Origin of the sequence: Brevibacillus sp. NL20B1 (assembly GCF_018195675.1) — a bacterium.
Lineage (GTDB): Bacteria > Bacillota > Bacilli > Brevibacillales > Brevibacillaceae > Brevibacillus > Brevibacillus aydinogluensis.
In genome coordinates this window covers 87590-103996 of the sequence record NZ_JAGTPT010000005.1, presented here as the reverse complement: position 1 = coordinate 103996, position 16407 = coordinate 87590, and the positions used below count along the sequence as shown (strand labels likewise).

Annotated in this window: 16 protein-coding genes; 13 read left to right on the top strand and 3 right to left on the bottom strand. The window is 58.2% G+C overall.

Annotation, left to right across the window (positions count from 1 at the left end):
• Positions 1 to 278: 278 nt before the first annotated feature.
• Positions 279 to 704 carry an SRPBCC family protein gene (locus KDN35_RS05360; RefSeq protein ID WP_212132308.1) on the top strand — a complete coding sequence of 142 codons (426 nt, stop codon included), beginning with the start codon at positions 279 to 281 and terminating at the stop codon, positions 702 to 704.
• A gap of 1 nt (position 705) precedes the next feature.
• Positions 706 to 1086, top strand: coding sequence for an ArsR/SmtB family transcription factor (locus KDN35_RS05355; protein WP_212132307.1), 381 nt, complete (start codon positions 706 to 708; stop codon positions 1084 to 1086).
• A gap of 143 nt (positions 1087 to 1229) precedes the next feature.
• Here the strand turns inward: KDN35_RS05355 and KDN35_RS05350 are convergent, their stop codons facing one another.
• The gene (locus KDN35_RS05350) at positions 1230 to 2279 is read right to left on the bottom strand and encodes a DctP family TRAP transporter solute-binding subunit (protein WP_171565804.1); all 1050 of its coding nucleotides are present in this window, start codon (positions 2277 to 2279) and stop codon (positions 1230 to 1232) included.
• Positions 2280 to 2406: 127 nt separating this feature from the next.
• Here KDN35_RS05350 and KDN35_RS05345 point away from each other — a divergent pair, with 127 nt between their 5' ends.
• The 6 genes from KDN35_RS05345 to KDN35_RS05320 all read left to right on the top strand — a co-directional run bounded on the left by KDN35_RS05345 (position 2407) and on the right by KDN35_RS05320 (position 7998).
• On the top strand, positions 2407 to 3966 hold the full coding sequence (locus KDN35_RS05345; RefSeq protein ID WP_212132306.1) for an ATP-binding protein: 1560 nt from the start codon (positions 2407 to 2409) through the stop codon (positions 3964 to 3966).
• Entirely contained in the window at positions 3967 to 4653 is a 687-nt protein-coding gene (locus tag KDN35_RS05340) for a response regulator (protein ID WP_212132305.1), read from the top strand.
• A 75-nt stretch (positions 4654 to 4728) separates the two neighbouring features.
• A complete protein-coding gene (locus KDN35_RS05335) occupies positions 4729 to 5661 on the top strand; it encodes a S66 peptidase family protein (protein WP_212132304.1) in 933 nt (310 codons plus the stop codon).
• Positions 5662 to 5828: 167 nt separating this feature from the next.
• The gene (locus tag KDN35_RS05330) at positions 5829 to 6299 is read left to right on the top strand and encodes a Dps family protein (protein ID WP_212132303.1); all 471 of its coding nucleotides are present in this window, start codon (positions 5829 to 5831) and stop codon (positions 6297 to 6299) included.
• 216 nt (positions 6300 to 6515) lie between these two features.
• Positions 6516 to 7451, top strand: coding sequence for a type I pantothenate kinase (gene coaA, locus KDN35_RS05325; RefSeq protein ID WP_171565799.1), 936 nt, complete (start codon positions 6516 to 6518; stop codon positions 7449 to 7451).
• A 103-nt stretch (positions 7452 to 7554) separates the two neighbouring features.
• Positions 7555 to 7998, top strand: coding sequence for a 2-thiouracil desulfurase family protein (locus tag KDN35_RS05320; protein ID WP_212132334.1), 444 nt, complete (start codon positions 7555 to 7557; stop codon positions 7996 to 7998).
• Positions 7999 to 8157: 159 nt separating this feature from the next.
• Here the strand turns inward: KDN35_RS05320 and gnd are convergent, their stop codons facing one another.
• A complete protein-coding gene (gnd, locus tag KDN35_RS05315) occupies positions 8158 to 9054 on the bottom strand; it encodes a phosphogluconate dehydrogenase (NAD(+)-dependent, decarboxylating) (RefSeq protein ID WP_171565798.1) in 897 nt (298 codons plus the stop codon).
• Positions 9055 to 9264: 210 nt separating this feature from the next.
• Here gnd and KDN35_RS05310 point away from each other — a divergent pair, with 210 nt between their 5' ends.
• The 3 genes from KDN35_RS05310 (at position 9265) to KDN35_RS05300 (ending at position 13194) form a co-directional block, all read left to right on the top strand.
• Positions 9265 to 10134, top strand: coding sequence for a MurR/RpiR family transcriptional regulator (locus KDN35_RS05310; protein ID WP_249178935.1), 870 nt, complete (start codon positions 9265 to 9267; stop codon positions 10132 to 10134).
• Between the two features lie 159 nt (positions 10135 to 10293).
• Complete coding sequence (gene gntK, locus KDN35_RS05305; RefSeq protein ID WP_171565796.1) at positions 10294 to 11850, top strand: gluconokinase; 1557 nt, start codon at positions 10294 to 10296, stop codon at positions 11848 to 11850.
• 15 nt (positions 11851 to 11865) lie between these two features.
• Positions 11866 to 13194 carry a GntP family permease gene (locus KDN35_RS05300; protein WP_212132302.1) on the top strand — a complete coding sequence of 443 codons (1329 nt, stop codon included), beginning with the start codon at positions 11866 to 11868 and terminating at the stop codon, positions 13192 to 13194.
• Positions 13195 to 13290: 96 nt separating this feature from the next.
• On the opposite strand, the gene KDN35_RS05295 is transcribed toward KDN35_RS05300, so the two are convergent.
• Positions 13291 to 14175 carry a LysR family transcriptional regulator gene (locus KDN35_RS05295; RefSeq protein ID WP_171565794.1) on the bottom strand — a complete coding sequence of 295 codons (885 nt, stop codon included), beginning with the start codon at positions 14173 to 14175 and terminating at the stop codon, positions 13291 to 13293.
• 142 nt (positions 14176 to 14317) lie between these two features.
• On the opposite strand from KDN35_RS05295, the gene KDN35_RS05290 reads away from it, so the two are divergent.
• Positions 14318 to 15616: an NCS2 family permease gene (locus KDN35_RS05290; RefSeq protein WP_212132301.1), complete on the top strand. Its 1299-nt coding sequence runs from the start codon at positions 14318 to 14320 to the stop codon at positions 15614 to 15616.
• A 172-nt stretch (positions 15617 to 15788) separates the two neighbouring features.
• Positions 15789 to 16307, top strand: coding sequence for a ferritin-like domain-containing protein (locus tag KDN35_RS05285; RefSeq protein WP_311837793.1), 519 nt, complete (start codon positions 15789 to 15791; stop codon positions 16305 to 16307).
• Positions 16308 to 16407: the final 100 nt, after the last annotated feature.

The following is a 16407-nucleotide window of genomic DNA, read 5'->3' as shown; positions in this document are numbered from 1 at the left end:
ACTAGGTGGACTGGTCGCTGCAGAGCGTCTCTTTTGCTCTACTGAACTCCGGGCCGCTGCGCTGTCGAATCGGGGACTGTAAAAGCGGGGGAACGAGCAAGATATAAGTGAACGGGGCGAAACAACCAATCGGAGCCATCTCGGTCCTATGATTGACATGAAACCAAAAGGTGTCATAAAATCAAAAAAGGAAACCATTTGGTTTCGTATTGCGTACAAGAGTTCCGCTCGGGTTTGCCCCAGGAAAAAGGGAAGCACACATATCAGGAGGTACGACGATGGAGAACAAAACCCCGCAAACCATTCCGGACATTCGACACACCCAGGTGTTCCATGCACCGATCCAGAAAGTGTGGGAAGCCGTTGCCACGGCGGAAGGTCTCGCCGCATGGTTCATGCCAAACGACTTTCAACCAGTGGTCGGTCACGAGTTTCACATAAATGCCGGTCCGTTCGGCATGTCCCCCTGCAAGGTGACGGAAGTGGACCCTCCCAACCGTCTGTCGTTTCACTGGGGGAAAGACTGGATCATTACGTTTGAACTGATAGACCTCGGCGGGAAAACGGAGTTTACGCTGATCCACTCCGGCTGGAATCCCGATACTGTCACGGAATTCGGCGAACCGCACACGATCGTGCGCGACCGCATGAATCAGGGCTGGACCGGCATTATCCAAAAACTGGGTAAGTATGTCGAGGGCTGACATGGCTGCGGCGCCGTCCAGACATGACGTCTTTCAGGCAATTGCCGATCCCACGCGCCGCCAGCTGCTGAAATTGCTGGGGGATCAGGAATTGCCGGTCACCGTGATCAGCGGACACTTTCCGATGAGCCGGACGGCCGTTTCCAAACACCTGCGCATTTTGGCCGAAGCCGGCCTGGTCAAAGGGAGGAAAGTCGGCAGGGAGACGCGCTACCGGCTTGATCCGGAACCGCTGCTCGCAGTGAAGCAGTGGCTTGCGTATTACGAGCGGTTTTGGGAGAACAAGCTGGCGATGCTCAAACACTACGTGGAGTCCGGCGAAACGGACGGCGTCGAGCCTGTCGCCCCGCGAACAGCGGTCCAGCCGACGAAACAGGAATAACCGCGCAGCCAGCTGCCGCCTGGCCTGACGCTGTGAAGAGAGTGCATGAAGACAGTCCAAGACGGTGCTTTCCCCGTTTTGGCCTGTCTTTTTTGTTGGGGAAGACGCATTTCCTCGGGGCCAGGGAGAGGGAACGCACGTGTTTACTGCTGCCTGTGCAGTTTGCTGATCTCGTCCATTAACGCCGAACCGATCATCGGGGCAAATGATTTGTACACCGGCTGCAGCGCCTCCCTCCAGACGGCCTGCTCCTGTGGTGTCAGCACGTGGATTTCCATGCTGCTCTCTTTGGTCAACTGCTTCCACTGCTGCTCGTTCATGGAGACGGCGATTTGGTCGCTGTAGGCCGTCGCCTCCTCCAACGCCTCGGTCAGCACGCGCTGTACGTCGGGGGGAAGCTTCTCCCAGAACGATTTGTTGATGATCACGGCATATCCCAGATAGCCGTGGTTGCTGACCGTCATGTATTTCTGCACCTGGTAGAGACGCTTGCTGTAGATGTTGGAGATGGTGTTTTCCTGGCCGTCCACCTCGTTGTTCGCCAGCTTGCGGTAGACGTCATTGAACGGAGCCCCCTGGGCTGTCGCCCCCAGCGTGCGAAACTGCGCTTCCAGCACGGGGCTTTGAATGATCCGGAAGCGCTGGCCGGCGAAGTCCTGCGGCGTGCGAATCGGTTTGTTGCTGGTCATCTGCTTGAAGCCGTTGCTCCAAAAGGCCAGTCCCTTCATGTTCAGCGGCTCCAGCGTCTCAAACAGCATCCCGCCGATCTTCCCGTGAAAGGCCTGCTCAACATCCTGCTGATCGCGAAACACGTAGGGCAGGTCCAGCACCGACCACGCCGGAATCCGGTTGGCCAGATTGGAAAAGGCGGGAGCAATCATCTGGATGTCGCCGCGCCGCAGCGCATCCATCTCCGTCTGGTCGGAGTGGAGGATACCGTTGGGAAATACCTGCACTTCCACCCGGCCATTGGACTTATCCTTGACCAGTTGGGAAAAACGATCCACGGCCAGACCCTTCGGCGTATTTTCCGCTACCACATGGCTGAACTTGATGATAATGCGCTCGCTCAGCCCTTCCTGCTCCTCGTCGTATCCCAGCGATGCAAACGGCAGGTCGCTGCGAAAGCCGATAATCACGGCGCTGAGCAGGCCCAACAGGACGAACGCGACAATGCTTGCGATTGATCTCACGGGCCGACACCTGCTTTACCATCGGTTGATTTGCTTCACGTACTGTACCAAAATATATGGTAGCAGGCAAACCTACCGGAAAGGAAGAACACTCCTGTTCAAGCGTCTGAAAATTAAGTGGAAAATCATGCTGCTGTCAGTCGGCATCGTGCTTTTTTCCCTCTTGATCGGCGGCATCATCATCGTGGGCAGCATCATTCGCCTGACCGAGGCGGAGTTGGGACAGCGGCTGATGACCACGGCGCGGACAGTGGCGGAAATCCCGCTCATCCAGAAAAGCATCCGGGAACCGGACGGCTGGCGGACCATCGCTCCGACCGCACGGCGGATTCGCATCGTCAACGACGTGACGTACGTGGTGGTCATGGACATGAACAGGGTCCGCTATTCCGATCCGCTGGACGAGCGCATCGGCACCGTCTTTCTCGGCAAAGACGCGGAGGAGGCGTTTGCCGAGCACACCTACATCCGCAAGGTGCGGGGGGAGCTGGGAACGGCGCTGCGGGCCTACGTGCCGATCATGAACACCGATCACCAGCAGGTGGGCGTGGTCATGGTGGGCCATCTGCTGCCGAGCATCCCGCAGATCCTCTACGACCAGCGGGAAAACATCGCGATCACGTTTTTTCTCTCCCTGCTGTTTGGCATCTGGGGTTCGTACCGGCTCGCCCGTCACATGAAACGGCAGATGCTCAACCTGGAGCCGGAAGAACTGGCCCGCATGCTGGTGGAGCGCACCGCCACGTTTCACGCCATGCGCGAGGGCGTGATCGCGATCGACACGCAGGAGCGGATCACGATCGTCAACGACAAGGCCAAACAGATTTTCAACATCGAAGACGACGTGCTGGGCAGACCGATCCGCGAGGTGATTCCCGATACCGCGCTGCCGGAAGTGCTGGAGAAGCAGCAAAACTTTTACGACCACGAACTGCACGTCGGAGGGGCGCTGATCTGGTCCAACCGCTTTCTGATCAGGACCGACGGGAAAGTCGTCGGAGCGCTGGCCATTTTCCAGGACCGGACCGAAGTGGCGCGGATGGCGGAAGAGCTGACCGGCGTAAAGGCATTCGTCGACGCGCTCCGCGTGCAAAACCACGAGTACATGAACAAGCTGCACACAATCGCAGGACTTTTGCAGTTGAATCAGAAAGAGAAGGCGCTGCAGTACCTGTTTGAAATCAGCGAACAGCAGGAAGAGCTGACTGCATTTCTCTCGGCCAAAATCACGGATGAAAGCGTTTCCGGCCTGCTTTTGGGCAAGGTGAGCAGGGGCAAGGAACTGGGCATTCGCCTCGTCATCGACCGGCGCAGCAATCTGGAGCGCTTCCCGCCGTACATGGATCACCACAATTTCGTACTGATCCTCGGCAATCTCATCGAAAACGCGTTTGACGCTCTGGAGCAGACGGACAAACACGACAAGGAAGTCTACGTCAGCATCGAACAGGATGATGACATCTGCTCCATCCTGGTGGAAGACAACGGCATCGGCATGGATGACGAGACACGGCGGCGGATGCTGGAGCGCGGCTTCTCCACCAAGGCGGGGAAGAACCGCGGCCTGGGCCTCTACCTGGTGCAGCAGTTGGTGGCGAAGGGGCGGGGCGAACTGAGCTGCCAGTCGCAGCCAGGCGAAGGCACGAGCTTTTTGATTACCTTTCCGATGAAGGAGGCGGAAGCGTAGATGGGCGACCCATTTCGCGTGGTCGTCATCGAGGACGACCCGATGGTGCAGGAAGTGAACAGGCAGTTTATCGAACGGGTGCCGTCTTTCCGCGTGGTCGGCGCGGCCTCCAACGGAGCGGAAGGACTCGCCTTGGTGGAACAATTGAAGCCTGACCTGGTGATCATGGACATTTTCATGCCTGTGCTGGACGGCGTGCGCACCTTGCAGAAACTGCGCACAGCCAATCAGGCGGTGGACGTGATCGTGATAACGGCGGCCAAGGACAAACCGACGATCCAGGCGATGCTCCGCAACGGCGTGATGGATTACATCATCAAGCCGTTCAAGTTTGAGCGCATTCAGCAGGCGTTGGAAAACTACCGGGCGTTTCGCCAGCAGTTGGAGCAGGAGGGCACCGTCTCCCAGGCGGAGGTGGACCAGCTGTTGTTCCGCTCCGCCGCGAAAAGCCCCCGGGAGCTGGAGACGCTGCCGAAAGGGCTGCACATGCACACGCTGGAGCAGATTGTCCGCCATCTGCGCCAGGAAAAGCAGCCGCTGTCGGCGGAAGAGGTGGCAGAGCGGGTCGGTATCGCCCGCGTGACGGCGCGCCGCTACCTTGAATACCTGGAAAAGAGCGGACGGGTGAAACGGGACGTGGCATACGGCGGCGTCGGCCGGCCGACCAACCGGTACGTGCTGGTGTGACGCACTTTTCAAAAAATGGCGGTCAGGGGTACGGCAGGGCGGACCAAAAGTATCAATCAGTGAGGAGAATTCCGGATGAACAAGGGACACGCACTGAAACCAGGGGATACGATCGGGATCATCGCCCCGGCAAGTCCTCCGAAAACAATCGACAGCGTACACAAGGCCAAAGCTGAGCTGGAAGCGTTGGGATTCAAGGTAGTACTGGGAAGAACCTGCTATGACAGCTATGGCGGCTATCTGGCGGGAACGCCCGAACAACGGGCAGCCGAACTGAACGAGATGTTTGCCGATCCCGACGTCGACGCCGTGATGGCTTTGCGCGGTGGCTACGGTTCGCCGCAAATCCTGCATCTTCTCGATTACGACATGATTGCGCAAAACCCGAAACTGTTCATCGGGTACAGCGACATCACCGCGCTGCACACGGCGCTCCGGCAGGAGGCGGGATTGGCGACCCTGCACGGTCCCAACGCATCGCCCGGACTGCTCAGCGGGACCAACGCGTATACGCGGGAATGTCTGCTGCGCGCCATGACCAGCACCGAGCCGCTGGGCGAGATCGTCAACCCGCCGGGGGAGGAGATCGTCTGCCTGGTGGAAGGAGAAGCGTGCGGCGAGATCGTCGGCGGCAATCTCTCGCTGGTGGCGGCGCTGGCGGGCACGCCCTACCAGGTGGATGCAAAAGGCAAGCTGCTCTTCCTGGAGGATGTGGACGAGGAGCCGTACCGGGTGGACCGCATGCTGACCCAGTTGGCGCTGGCCGGCACGTTTGCGGAGTGCGCCGGGATCATCCTCGGCACGTGGAACAACTGCACGTCGAAAAAACAGGACAGCTTCACCGTCCTCGACGTCATTTCCAACATGATCGCGCCGTATCAAAAGCCGATGATCTGGAACCTGCAGGCGGGCCACGGCGAAAACAACGCCGCCCTGCCGTTTGGCGTGCAGGCGTATCTTGACGCGACAGGCTGCCGGCTGATCGTCGAAGAGGCGGTCGTCCGGTAAAGGGGCCAATCAGGCGTACTTGCGGAAGGCCGGATTGCTGTCAGGGACGGGGAGATGTTGGCGGCGTCAGGCCGCAGCATCACCGGCGGAATAAACAGCAGTTCCCAGCGTAATACTAACATCGTTCTGTAGCATCTTCATGCGAGGAAAGGATGAAGTGACGCCGAATGAGCACTGCTGTGACAGGAGTGAAAAGCCCTTCCCTGACAGATGTGTTGAACAAACAGGTTGCCAACTGGAGCGTCCTGTACATAAAATTGCACCACTACCACTGGTATGTGACAGGACCCCACTTTTACACGCTCCACGAAAAGTTTGAGGAACTGTACAACGAGGCGGCCGGCTACGTGGATGAACTGGCGGAACGGCTGCTGGCAATCGGCGGACAGCCGGTCTCGACGATGAAAGCCTGTCTGGAGCAGTCGACCCTGCGCGAAGCGGCGGGAGGGGAGACTGCGGAACAAATGGTTCAGGCGGTAGTCGCCGACTTCCGGCAGCTCATCCGCGAGTTGGAGGAGGGAATGTCCATCGCCGAACAGGCAAATGACCAGGCGACCAGCGACATGTTCCTTGAGATCAGCACCAGCCTGCAAAAACACGTCTGGATGCTGCAGGCGTTTCTCGGCAGGCGGCCGTGAAAAATCCCCCCTGGGCTGCGATAAGGCCAAAGGGGGGATTTTTTTCGCCAAACAAATGGTGACGCCCATGTTCTCCATGCTGATCGTGCAGGCCAGGAATGGTATGCACCTTTCTTGCCGAGAGACGCACCTCACGTGTTCCCAAAAAGCGGCCGCAGGTGGTACACTATTGTGGAACATCTAATGGACAAGAACGAGAAAGGATGTACGGTTCCCATGGCATCTCCTTACATCACATTCAGTCGCGAGCAGTGGAGAGGACTGCGGGCTTCCACGCCGCTTACCATATCAGACGAAGAATTGGCCTGTCTGCAGGGGTTGAACGAAAAGCTCTCCCTGTCGGAAGTGGCGGACATCTACCTGCCGCTCTCCCGGCTGTTGAACCTGTATGTGGGGGCCACCCAGGAACTGTATCATGCAACGCATACATTCCTCGGCAATCAGGACAAAAAGGTTCCGTTTATCATCGGCATCGCCGGCAGCGTCGCAGTCGGCAAGAGCACAACCGCCCGCATTTTGCAAACGCTTTTATCCCGTTGGCCCAATCATCCCAAAGTGGACCTGGTGACCACGGACGGTTTTCTCTACCCCAACCGCGTCCTCGAAGAGCGCGGCCTGATGAAGCGCAAAGGGTTTCCGGAAAGCTACAACACGAAGCGGCTGGTGTCGTTTCTGTCCGACGTCAAGTCCGGCGTGCCGGAAGTGGCTGCCCCTGTCTACTCCCATCTGGTGTACGACATCGTGCCCGGCGAGTGGCAAGTGGTCCGCGAACCGGATATCTTGATCGTGGAGGGGCTAAATGTCCTGCAGACGCCGATCGACGAAAAACAGCGCCGCGTCACGGAAGTCTTCGTCTCCGACTTTTTCGACTTCTCCATTTACGTCGACGCGCGTGAAGAGGACATCATGAAGTGGTACGTGGAGCGGTTCAAGCTGCTGCGCGAGACGGCCTTCTCCAACCCGGCCTCTTACTTCCGCCGCTATGCCAGCCTGACCGACGAAGAGGCGACAGAGGTGGCCACGAGCATCTGGATGGAGATCAACGGCATCAACCTGCGGAAAAACATCCTGCCGACGCGGGGACGCGCCCGACTGATCTTGGAAAAAGGGGCGGATCACATGGTCCAGAGCGTCAAGCTGCGCCGGCTGTAATCCGGTGAATCCCCAATCGCAAAAGGCCGATCCGGCTGGAGGATGTTTGCGGTGTGGACAACCCTGGTCCCTGGTACCGAAATGAGGAAAGGAACTGGTGACAGTGAAAATCGTCAGTGCCTGTCTGATTGGCTGTCAGTGCCGATATGACCAGCGCGCCTGTCTGGACGCGGAAACCGAGACGCTGTTCAAGGAAGGCAAGGCCATTCCCGTCTGTCCCGAGCAGATGGGCGGTCTGCCGACGCCGCGCACGCCGGCGGAGATCGTCGGCGGCGACGGTTTTGACGTCCTGGACGGGAAGGCCCGGGTAATCGACCGGAACGGCCGCGACGTGACGGACGCGTTTCTCGCCGGGGCCAGGCAGGCGCTCAAGCTGGCGCAGGCGGTGGGGGCCACGTCCGCCGTGCTGAAGGAAAACAGTCCCTCCTGCGGCAGTTCGTTTGTCTATGACGGGACGTTCTCCGGCAATAAAAAGGCCGGAGTGGGCGTGACGGCCGCGCTGCTGATCCGCAACGGCATCGCGGTCCAATCGGAGCAGAAGAAATAAACGGAAAAAACGGCGAGCGTTCTCTCCCTGATGCGCTGGCTGACCTGATCAAGCCGCCCAATGCGCGAACGAAAAAAAGGGCGGGGAAAAGAGAACATAAGGCCAGCCGGCGAAACCATGCAAACAGGCCCGAGGTGCTACCTCGGGCCTGGCTGTTTTCTATTTCGTTTCTACGGCGTGTCCGCCAAATTCGTTTCGCAGGGCAGCCACCACTTTGCCGTGGAAGGTGTCTTCCTCCAGCGAGCGGTAGCGCATCAAGAGGGACATCGCGATCACTGGCGTTGCCACTTGCAGGTCCAGTGCCGTCTCCAGCGTCCATTTGCCTTCGCCGGAGGAGTGCATGACGCCGCGAATGCTGTCCAGCTTCGCGTCTTTGCGGAAGGCCCGCTCGGTCAGATCCATCAGCCAGCCGCGGATGACGGAGCCGTTTGCCCAGACGCGCGCCACTTCGGCGTAGTCAAACGTGTAGCCGCTCTTCTCCAGCACCTCAAAGCCTTCGCCGATCGCCTGCATCATGCCGTACTCGATGCCGTTGTGCACCATTTTCAGGAAGTGTCCGCTGCCTGCTTCCCCTGCGTACAGGTAGCCGTTTTCAACAGTGATATCCTTTACCATCGGTTCGATATGGGCAAACGCCTCCTTGTCCCCGCCGATCATCATGCAGGCGCCGTGCCGCGCCCCTTCCATGCCGCCGCTTGTGCCGACGTCGAGGAAGTGGATGTCCTTTTGCTTAAGCTTGTGATAACGCTCAACCGACTGCTTGTAGTTGGAATTTCCGCCGTCAATCACGATGTCGCCGGGGGACAGCAGGCCGGACAGTTGGTCAATCAGCTTGTCCACGATGTCTCCTGCGGGCACCATCAGCCACACGACACGCGGCGCAGACAGTTTCGCGACCGCCTCTTCGACCGAAGCGGCCGGAATCGCTCCGTGCTTGCTCAGTTCAGCGGCAGGTGCGGGGTCGACGTCATAGGCGACGACCTCATGCCCGTGCGAGAGCAAGTTCAGGGTGAGATTGTATCCCATTTTGCCTAATCCAATCATCGCTAATTGCATTGTGATCGAAACACTCCTTATCCAGGTTCTCCAGGTGTCCAGGTTGTCAAACTTGCAGAATCTAACCTAGCTGTATTATATGACAAAAATATTCACGTTTCATCATAAATGAAGAAAATTTTTTTCAAAATGACTTCGACCCGGACATTGCCTATAATGTGAACGAGAATGTTAGTGAACCAGAAAGGCACGATTGGGAGGTGCATGTCGTTGCCTGATTCCACACCGCGTGTTTCTGAAAGCGTGCTCGCCAAACTGCGTGCCGTTTATTCGCAGCTCAGCAGCAAAGAACAGCAGGTGGCCCGCTACATCCTGGAGCATGCGAGCGACATTGTCCATTTGTCCATTACCGAGTTGTCCGAGCTGTGCGAATGCGCTGATGCGACTGTTTTTCGCCTCTGCCGGCGATTGGGCTTTCGCGGATTCCAGGCGTTCAAGATTGCGCTGGCTAGCGAAGTAACCAACCCCAAGCAGGTGATTTACCAGGAAATCAACCTGGACGATGAAGACGTGCTGTCGATTGCCGGCAACATTTTTGCCGCAAACATGGAGACGCTGCGCGATACGCTGCACATACTCAACCGCGACGTACTGTCCACTATTATTGACTGGCTGGCGGGTGCCAAACGCATTGAATTCTACGGATCTGGCGGATCGGCTGCCATCGCCCAGGACGCCTATCACAAGTTCATGCGCACCGGGATTCCCTGTATTCATCACTCCGATGCACACTACCAGGTGATGTCGGCTTCCCTCCTGCGGGAAGGGGATGTGGCGGTGGGGATTTCCCACTCCGGTTCGAACAAGGACATTTTGAAAGCGCTGCACGTGGCCAAGGACGCGGGAGCGAAAACGATCGGCATCACCAGTTACGGAAAATCGCCGTTGGTAAAACTGGCGGACTGCTGTCTGTATACAACTTCGCGGGAAACGTTGTTCCGCACGGAAGCGCTCTCCGCCCGCCTGGCCCAGCTTTTCCTGATCGACCTGTTGTACGTGGCGGTCTCGCTTCGCCGGGAAGCGCAAACGATCGAGAACATCCAGCATATACGGGAAGCCATTTCCTTAAAACGCCTTTGACCGCGGGCGTTTTTTTTATTGGAAATAATACTGGTTGCGGAGCACATCACGAGCACTTTTTGAAACAAATTTTTTTCTCATGTATTAACAAAAGAAAAAAATTTCGATATAATCACCTTGACATCTTGAAAGCGGATACACATGAAGGGTGAGACGATAATGAACGAGACGTATTTTATCGGACTGGACATCGGCACCACCAGCACAAAGGCGATTGTGTTCACACGCTCCGGTTCGATCAAGGGAACGGGGAATGTCGATTATCCCCTGCTCGTTCCGCAGCCTTCTTGGGCGGAACAGGAGCCGGACGCGATTTTTAACGCGGTCATTCAGGCACTCCGCCAGGCGATTGCCCAGGCCGGGGCAAAACAGTCGGACATCGCCGGCATCGGGTTCAGCACGGCCATGCACAGCCTGATCGCCGTAGACGACAGCGGCAATCCGCTGACCAATGTCATCATCTGGGCGGACAACCGCAGTGTGGAGCAGACAGAGCGCTTGAAACAGGACGGCACCGGTCACCGGATATACCTGGCCACCGGGACGCCGATCCATCCGATGTCTCCGCTGACCAAACTGATCTGGATGAGGGAGAAGGACCCCGATACGTTCCGCAAGGCGGCCAAGTTTCTCTCGATCAAGGAGTACGTGATTTATCGGCTCTTTGGCCAATACGTGGTCGATTATTCCATCGCGTCGGCCACGGGGCTGTTCAATCTGAAGCGGCTTGACTGGGACGAGGAGGCGCTGCATGTCGCCGGCATCTCTGCGCAGCAGTTGAGCGAGCCTGTTCCGACCACACACGTGCTGCGCGGCCTGGACAAGCGCTACGCGGACGAAATCGGCATCGATCCCGATACGCCGTTTGTGGTAGGGGCAAGTGACGGGGTGCTGGCCAACCTGGGCGTCGGCGCGATCGAGCCGGGTCAGGTGGCGATCACCATCGGCACGAGCGGCGCTGTGCGGACCGTTGTGCCGGAGCCGATTACAGATCAGAAGGGACGAACGTTTTGTTACGTCTTGACGGACAAGCACTGGGTAATCGGCGGTCCGACCAACAACGGGGGATTGATGCTGCGCTGGTTCCGCGATGAGTTTAGCTGGCCCGAAGTGGAAAAGGCCAAGGAATTGGGCGTCGATCCGTACGACGTGATGATTCAGGCGGCCAAGGACGTACCGGCCGGAGCGGAAGGCCTGCTGTTCCTGCCGTTTTTGTCCGGGGAGCGGGCGCCCTGGTGGAATCCGCAGGCGCGCGGGTCGTTTTTCGGCATCGGCCTGCACCACAAGCGGCAGCACTTTATCCGCGCCGTGCTGGAAGGGATTTTGTTCAGCGTGTACAGCGTGGGGATTGCCCTTCGCGACTTGGCCGGAGGTGCGCGGGAGATTCGCGCGTCCGGCGGCTTTGCCCGCTCCAAGGAGTGGCGGCAAATCATGGCGGACATGTTTGGGTATGAGGTATTGATTCCGGGAACCCATGAAAGTTCCAGTCTGGGGGCGGCCGTGCTGGCGATGCATGCTGTCGGTGCCATCCGCGACCTGTCCGAGGTAAACGATCTGCTGCGCATTGTTCACCGCCACGAGCCGGATCTGGAGCGCTCCGGCACCTATCTGGAGTTGTTTTACATTTACGAGCGGGTTTATCTCAACCTGCTTGAGGAATACAAGCTCATCGCCGACTTTCAACAACGGTCGAGAGCATCGCTTAACACTCGATAAAAAGGAGGGGTCATGATGCCGTTGGTCATCACCTTGCTGGCTATTCTCATCCTGCTTATTCTGATCACTCGATTCAAGGTAAACCCGTTCATTACCCTGTTGATCGTTTCCGGCTTTGTCGGGATCGCTTCGGGGATGCCGCTCGACAAAATCGTCGATTCCATCAAGGAAGGGATGGGCGGCACGCTTGGATTTATCGCTATCGTACTCGCACTGGGAACCATGCTGGGGAAAATGATGGCGGAGTCCGGCGGTGCAGAGCGGATCGCCCGTACGCTGATCAACCTGTTTGGCGAAAAGAACGTCCACTGGGCGATGATGTTCGTGGCGTTCATCGTTGGGATTCCTGTTTTCTTCCAGGTAGGCTTTGTGCTGCTGATTCCGCTTGTCTTCACCATCGCCCGTCAAACGGGCATGTCCCTGCTGAAGATTGGCATCCCGCTGATTGCCGGGCTGTCCATCGTGCACGGGATTGTTCCGCCCCATCCGGCGGCGATGGCGGCCGTCGATATTTTTCAAGCGGACGTGGGCAAAACGATTGTGTACTCCATTCTGGTTGGCCTCCCGTCGGCGATCGTCGCCGGGCCTCTCTACGGAAGCTGGATCAGCAAACGGATCAAGACCAGCATCTCCTCGGAGCTGGCGGCACAGTTGGCGGAACCGAAGCAGGACCGCGAACTTCCCGGGTTTGGCATTACCGTTTTTACGATTTTGCTTCCGGTCATCCTGATGCTGGGGGCGACCATCGCAGACGTTACGCTGCCGAAGGAACACGCGGTGCGCGTGTGGGCTGACTTCATCGGCAACCCGATCACGTCCCTGCTGATTGCAACCGTGATCTCGTTCTGGACGCTGGGCTTTGCCCGCGGATTTAACAAGGATGACATACTGAAGTTCACCAACGACTGCCTGGCACCGACGGCCACCATTCTGCTGGTGATCGGGGCAGGCGGCGCGTTCAACAAAGTGCTGCTCAACAGCGGAGTGGGCGATTACATTGCCGATCTGGCCACGGCGTCGGCCATCTCCCCGATCTTCCTCGGATGGCTGATCGCGGCGCTGATCCGCGTTGCCACCGGTTCGGCGACGGTGTCCATGATGACCGCTGCGGGCATTGTCGCCCCGATTGCGCAGCAAATGCCCGGAGTCAGTCCGGAGCTGCTGGTGCTGGCCACCGGCGCGGGATCGCTCATCCTGTCTCACGTAAACGATTCCGGTTTCTGGCTGATCAAGGAATACTTCAACATGAGCGTTCAGGATACGTTGAAGTCCTGGACAGTCATGGAAACCATCCTGTCTGTCACGGCCATCATCCTTATTATGGGCTTGTCCCTGATTATCTGAGATATCAGGCGGTGCTATTCTGGAAACAGGAAGCACCGTGCGCCATCCCCCACTGCGCGTGGGGGATGTTTTTTTGTGGTCTGTGCATGACGCGGCCTACACGTCGGCTGTGGGGGCAAACATCCGGATGAATCGGCGGGCTGCCTTGGACAGATGGCGGCCGGTCTGCCAGACGACGGCAGCGGAGGAGGAAATGGAGGTGCCGGTAATCTCCAGACAGTCAAGCGTATCGCTGGCCTGGGTCTCCCAGGCGGAGCGGGGCACGATCGACGCTGCCACTCCGGCTCTCACCATGCTGACGATCAGCGAGATGTCAGGACATTCACAGATGACGTGTGGATTTACGCCCAGTCGGGAAAACTCCCGGACCAGCATCTCGTAGATACCCAGCCCCGGCGCGCTGGGCATGATCAGCGGATGATCGGCGATGTCCCGCATGTGGATCCGGCCGGTGCCGGCCAGCGGGGAGGAGTCGGGAACGATCAGCACGAACGGCTCCTCGTCCAGCGGGATGGTGGTGCAGCCGGACAGCGAATGAGGCAGGCGGACGATGGCGACTTCGATCGTCCGCCGCTCCAGCCACTGGCTCAGCAACTGCGTATCTCCTTTCCACACCTTGTAGATGATCAGCGGATACTGCTGCTGAAACCGGCGGATTTGTTCCGGCAGCCCGTAGGAGGAGAGAGCGCTTACGCCGATTGACAGCGTGCCGCGGATGCCGGCCCCGGTTTCCTGTACCTCTGCGATCGCTTCCTCCATCTGGTGCACGATGTTGAGCGCCTGCCGGTAGAGTGTGACGCCCGCCTCCGTCAGCTCGATTCGTTTTCCCACACGTTCCACCAGCGCGACGCCCAGTTCTTCTTCCATTTGCTTCAACTGCTGGCTGAGGGGCGGCTGGGCCATGCGCAATCGCTTGGCGGCCCCGGTAATCTGCCCTTCTTCGGCAATGGCGATAAAATAGCGCAACTGACGAATGTCCACCGCGCAAGCCTCCGTTTCTTCCATATTGTTTTCATATGGATATGAGATTGAATCAATATTTTTCATATCATACGAGCTATGATAGCATATGTCTCGGCAACAAAACATGAGAAGCAAGCGAAAAAAAGAAGGGACATGTAAAATGCGTACATGGTTGGATCACATCTTTCGTTTGCGTGCTTTTGACACGACCGTCCAACGGGAAATCACGGCCGGATGCATCGGCTTTGTCACAATCGTCTATATCGTCGCCGTCAACGCTTCGATCTTGCAGGACGCCGGGATTCCTCTGGAAGCCGGTATCCTGGCGACGGTGCTGACTGCGTTTGCCGGTTCGCTGCTGATGGCGTTCTGGGCCAACGCACCGATGATTCTGGTGCCGGGAATGGGCATCAACGCGCTGTTTACCTATACGCTGTGCCAGACGATGGGACTGCCCTGGCAGCAGGCGCTGGCCGCCGTCTTCCTCGCCGGGCTCCTGTTTTCCATCATCGCTTTCACACGGGCGGCGACTCTGCTGTCGGAGGCGATCCCCGTCTCTCTCAAAGAGGCGATCACGGTGGGGATCGGCTTGTTTCTCACCTTTATCGGGCTGCAGAAAGGGGGCTTGATCGTCACCAATCCCTCCACGTTTGTCGCCTTGGGCAATTTGGCCAGCCCGCAGGTGATCGTCACGCTGGCGACACTTGTCCTGACGCTGGTTTTGTTCATCCGAAACGTGCCGGGAAACTTTCTGATTGGGATTGCTGCCGGGACGGTGATGGGGATGCTGGCGGGGTTGGTACAGCCGGAAACAGGCGGACTGGCCTCCTTGTCGCTGCACGAATACGGCCGGGTGTTCGCCGGCTTGTCCTTCTCCGGGGTGTGGACGCTGACGTTCTGGGCCGCTGTGTTTTCGATGGCGATGGTGATCGTCTTTGAAAATATCGGCCTGCTGCACGGCCATACCGGCATGCTGGGCCAGCCGCAGAAGTTTCAACGCTCCCTGCAGGCGACTGCCGTGTCCACCGCCCTGAGCGGCATGCTGGGCACCAGCCCCACGGTGGCTTCGGTGGAATCGGCCGCCAGTATTGCCGCCGGAGGGAGAACCGGCCTTACCTCGCTGGTCACCGGCGTGCTCTTCCTGCTGACGCTGGTGTTCCTGCCGCTGGTCAAGCTGATTCCCGACAGCGCGATTGCGCCGGTGTTGATCATCATCGGCGGGCTGATGCTGCAACACGTGCAGAACATCAACCTGCGTGATTTCACGGAAGGTTTTCCATCCTTCCTGATCATCGCCCTGATTCCGCTGTCCTACAGCATCGTGGACGGGATCGCCTTTGGCTTCGTCGCCTATCCGCTGCTGAAGCTCGCCCTTGGCAAACGCCGGGAGGTGCCGGCGCTGCTCTACGTGATCGCTGGGCTGTTCCTGCTGAACATGGTGCTGCCCTTTGTAGCGTAGTGCAATCCGCCAGCCGCGGCGAATCGTGTGACAGGCCAATCCGCACGTCTCTTTTCGTCGACAGCCGTCTTTCGCCAGCTGTGCGCGGGGCGGCTGTTCGTCGTGACAACCTGCTTTTGCCGTGTTCGGCAATTTCCATGCTCCTCTTGCCAGGCGGGCGCATATCTTGTAGGTGAATCACGACAAAGGAGACCAGATCGAGATGAGCGGATACTGGTATGGACCTTTTCAGTACACTTCTTACTTGCCCGTGCGGCTCGCCGCGCTGGAGGGGTACGATGAGCGGATGAAGGTCGTCCTCCGGATGTTGCAGGAAGGCATTGCGGGAGAGCGGCGGGATGAGCTGTTATACGACTTTCTGATCGAGCAAGCACCGACCGAGCAGGAAAAACAGGTGATTGCCGGCATCCGCGATGACGAGCGGAGACACCGCCGGCTGTTTCTCCAGATCTACGGCCAGTTGACCGGACAGCGTCCTGCGGCACACTATGAGATCGAGGCGCTGCAGCCTCCGGTGAGCTATCTGGACGGGATTGAGCAGGCCCTGTTTGGCGAATTGAAAACGTTCGAACGTTACCGCACGATCTATAAATACATGCTGCTGCAGTATCGGGATACCGTGTTTGAAATCATGACCGATGAGCTGAAGCATGCCAGCTATTACAACTGGCTGTACGCCAGAAACAGGTGACACAGCCGATGGCCGCCTCTGTTGGTTGGGAGCGGCTGACAATCCATACTGATGCGAAATAGCAAGCAAAACCGCCCGAAAACGGAGCGGTTTTTTTGCT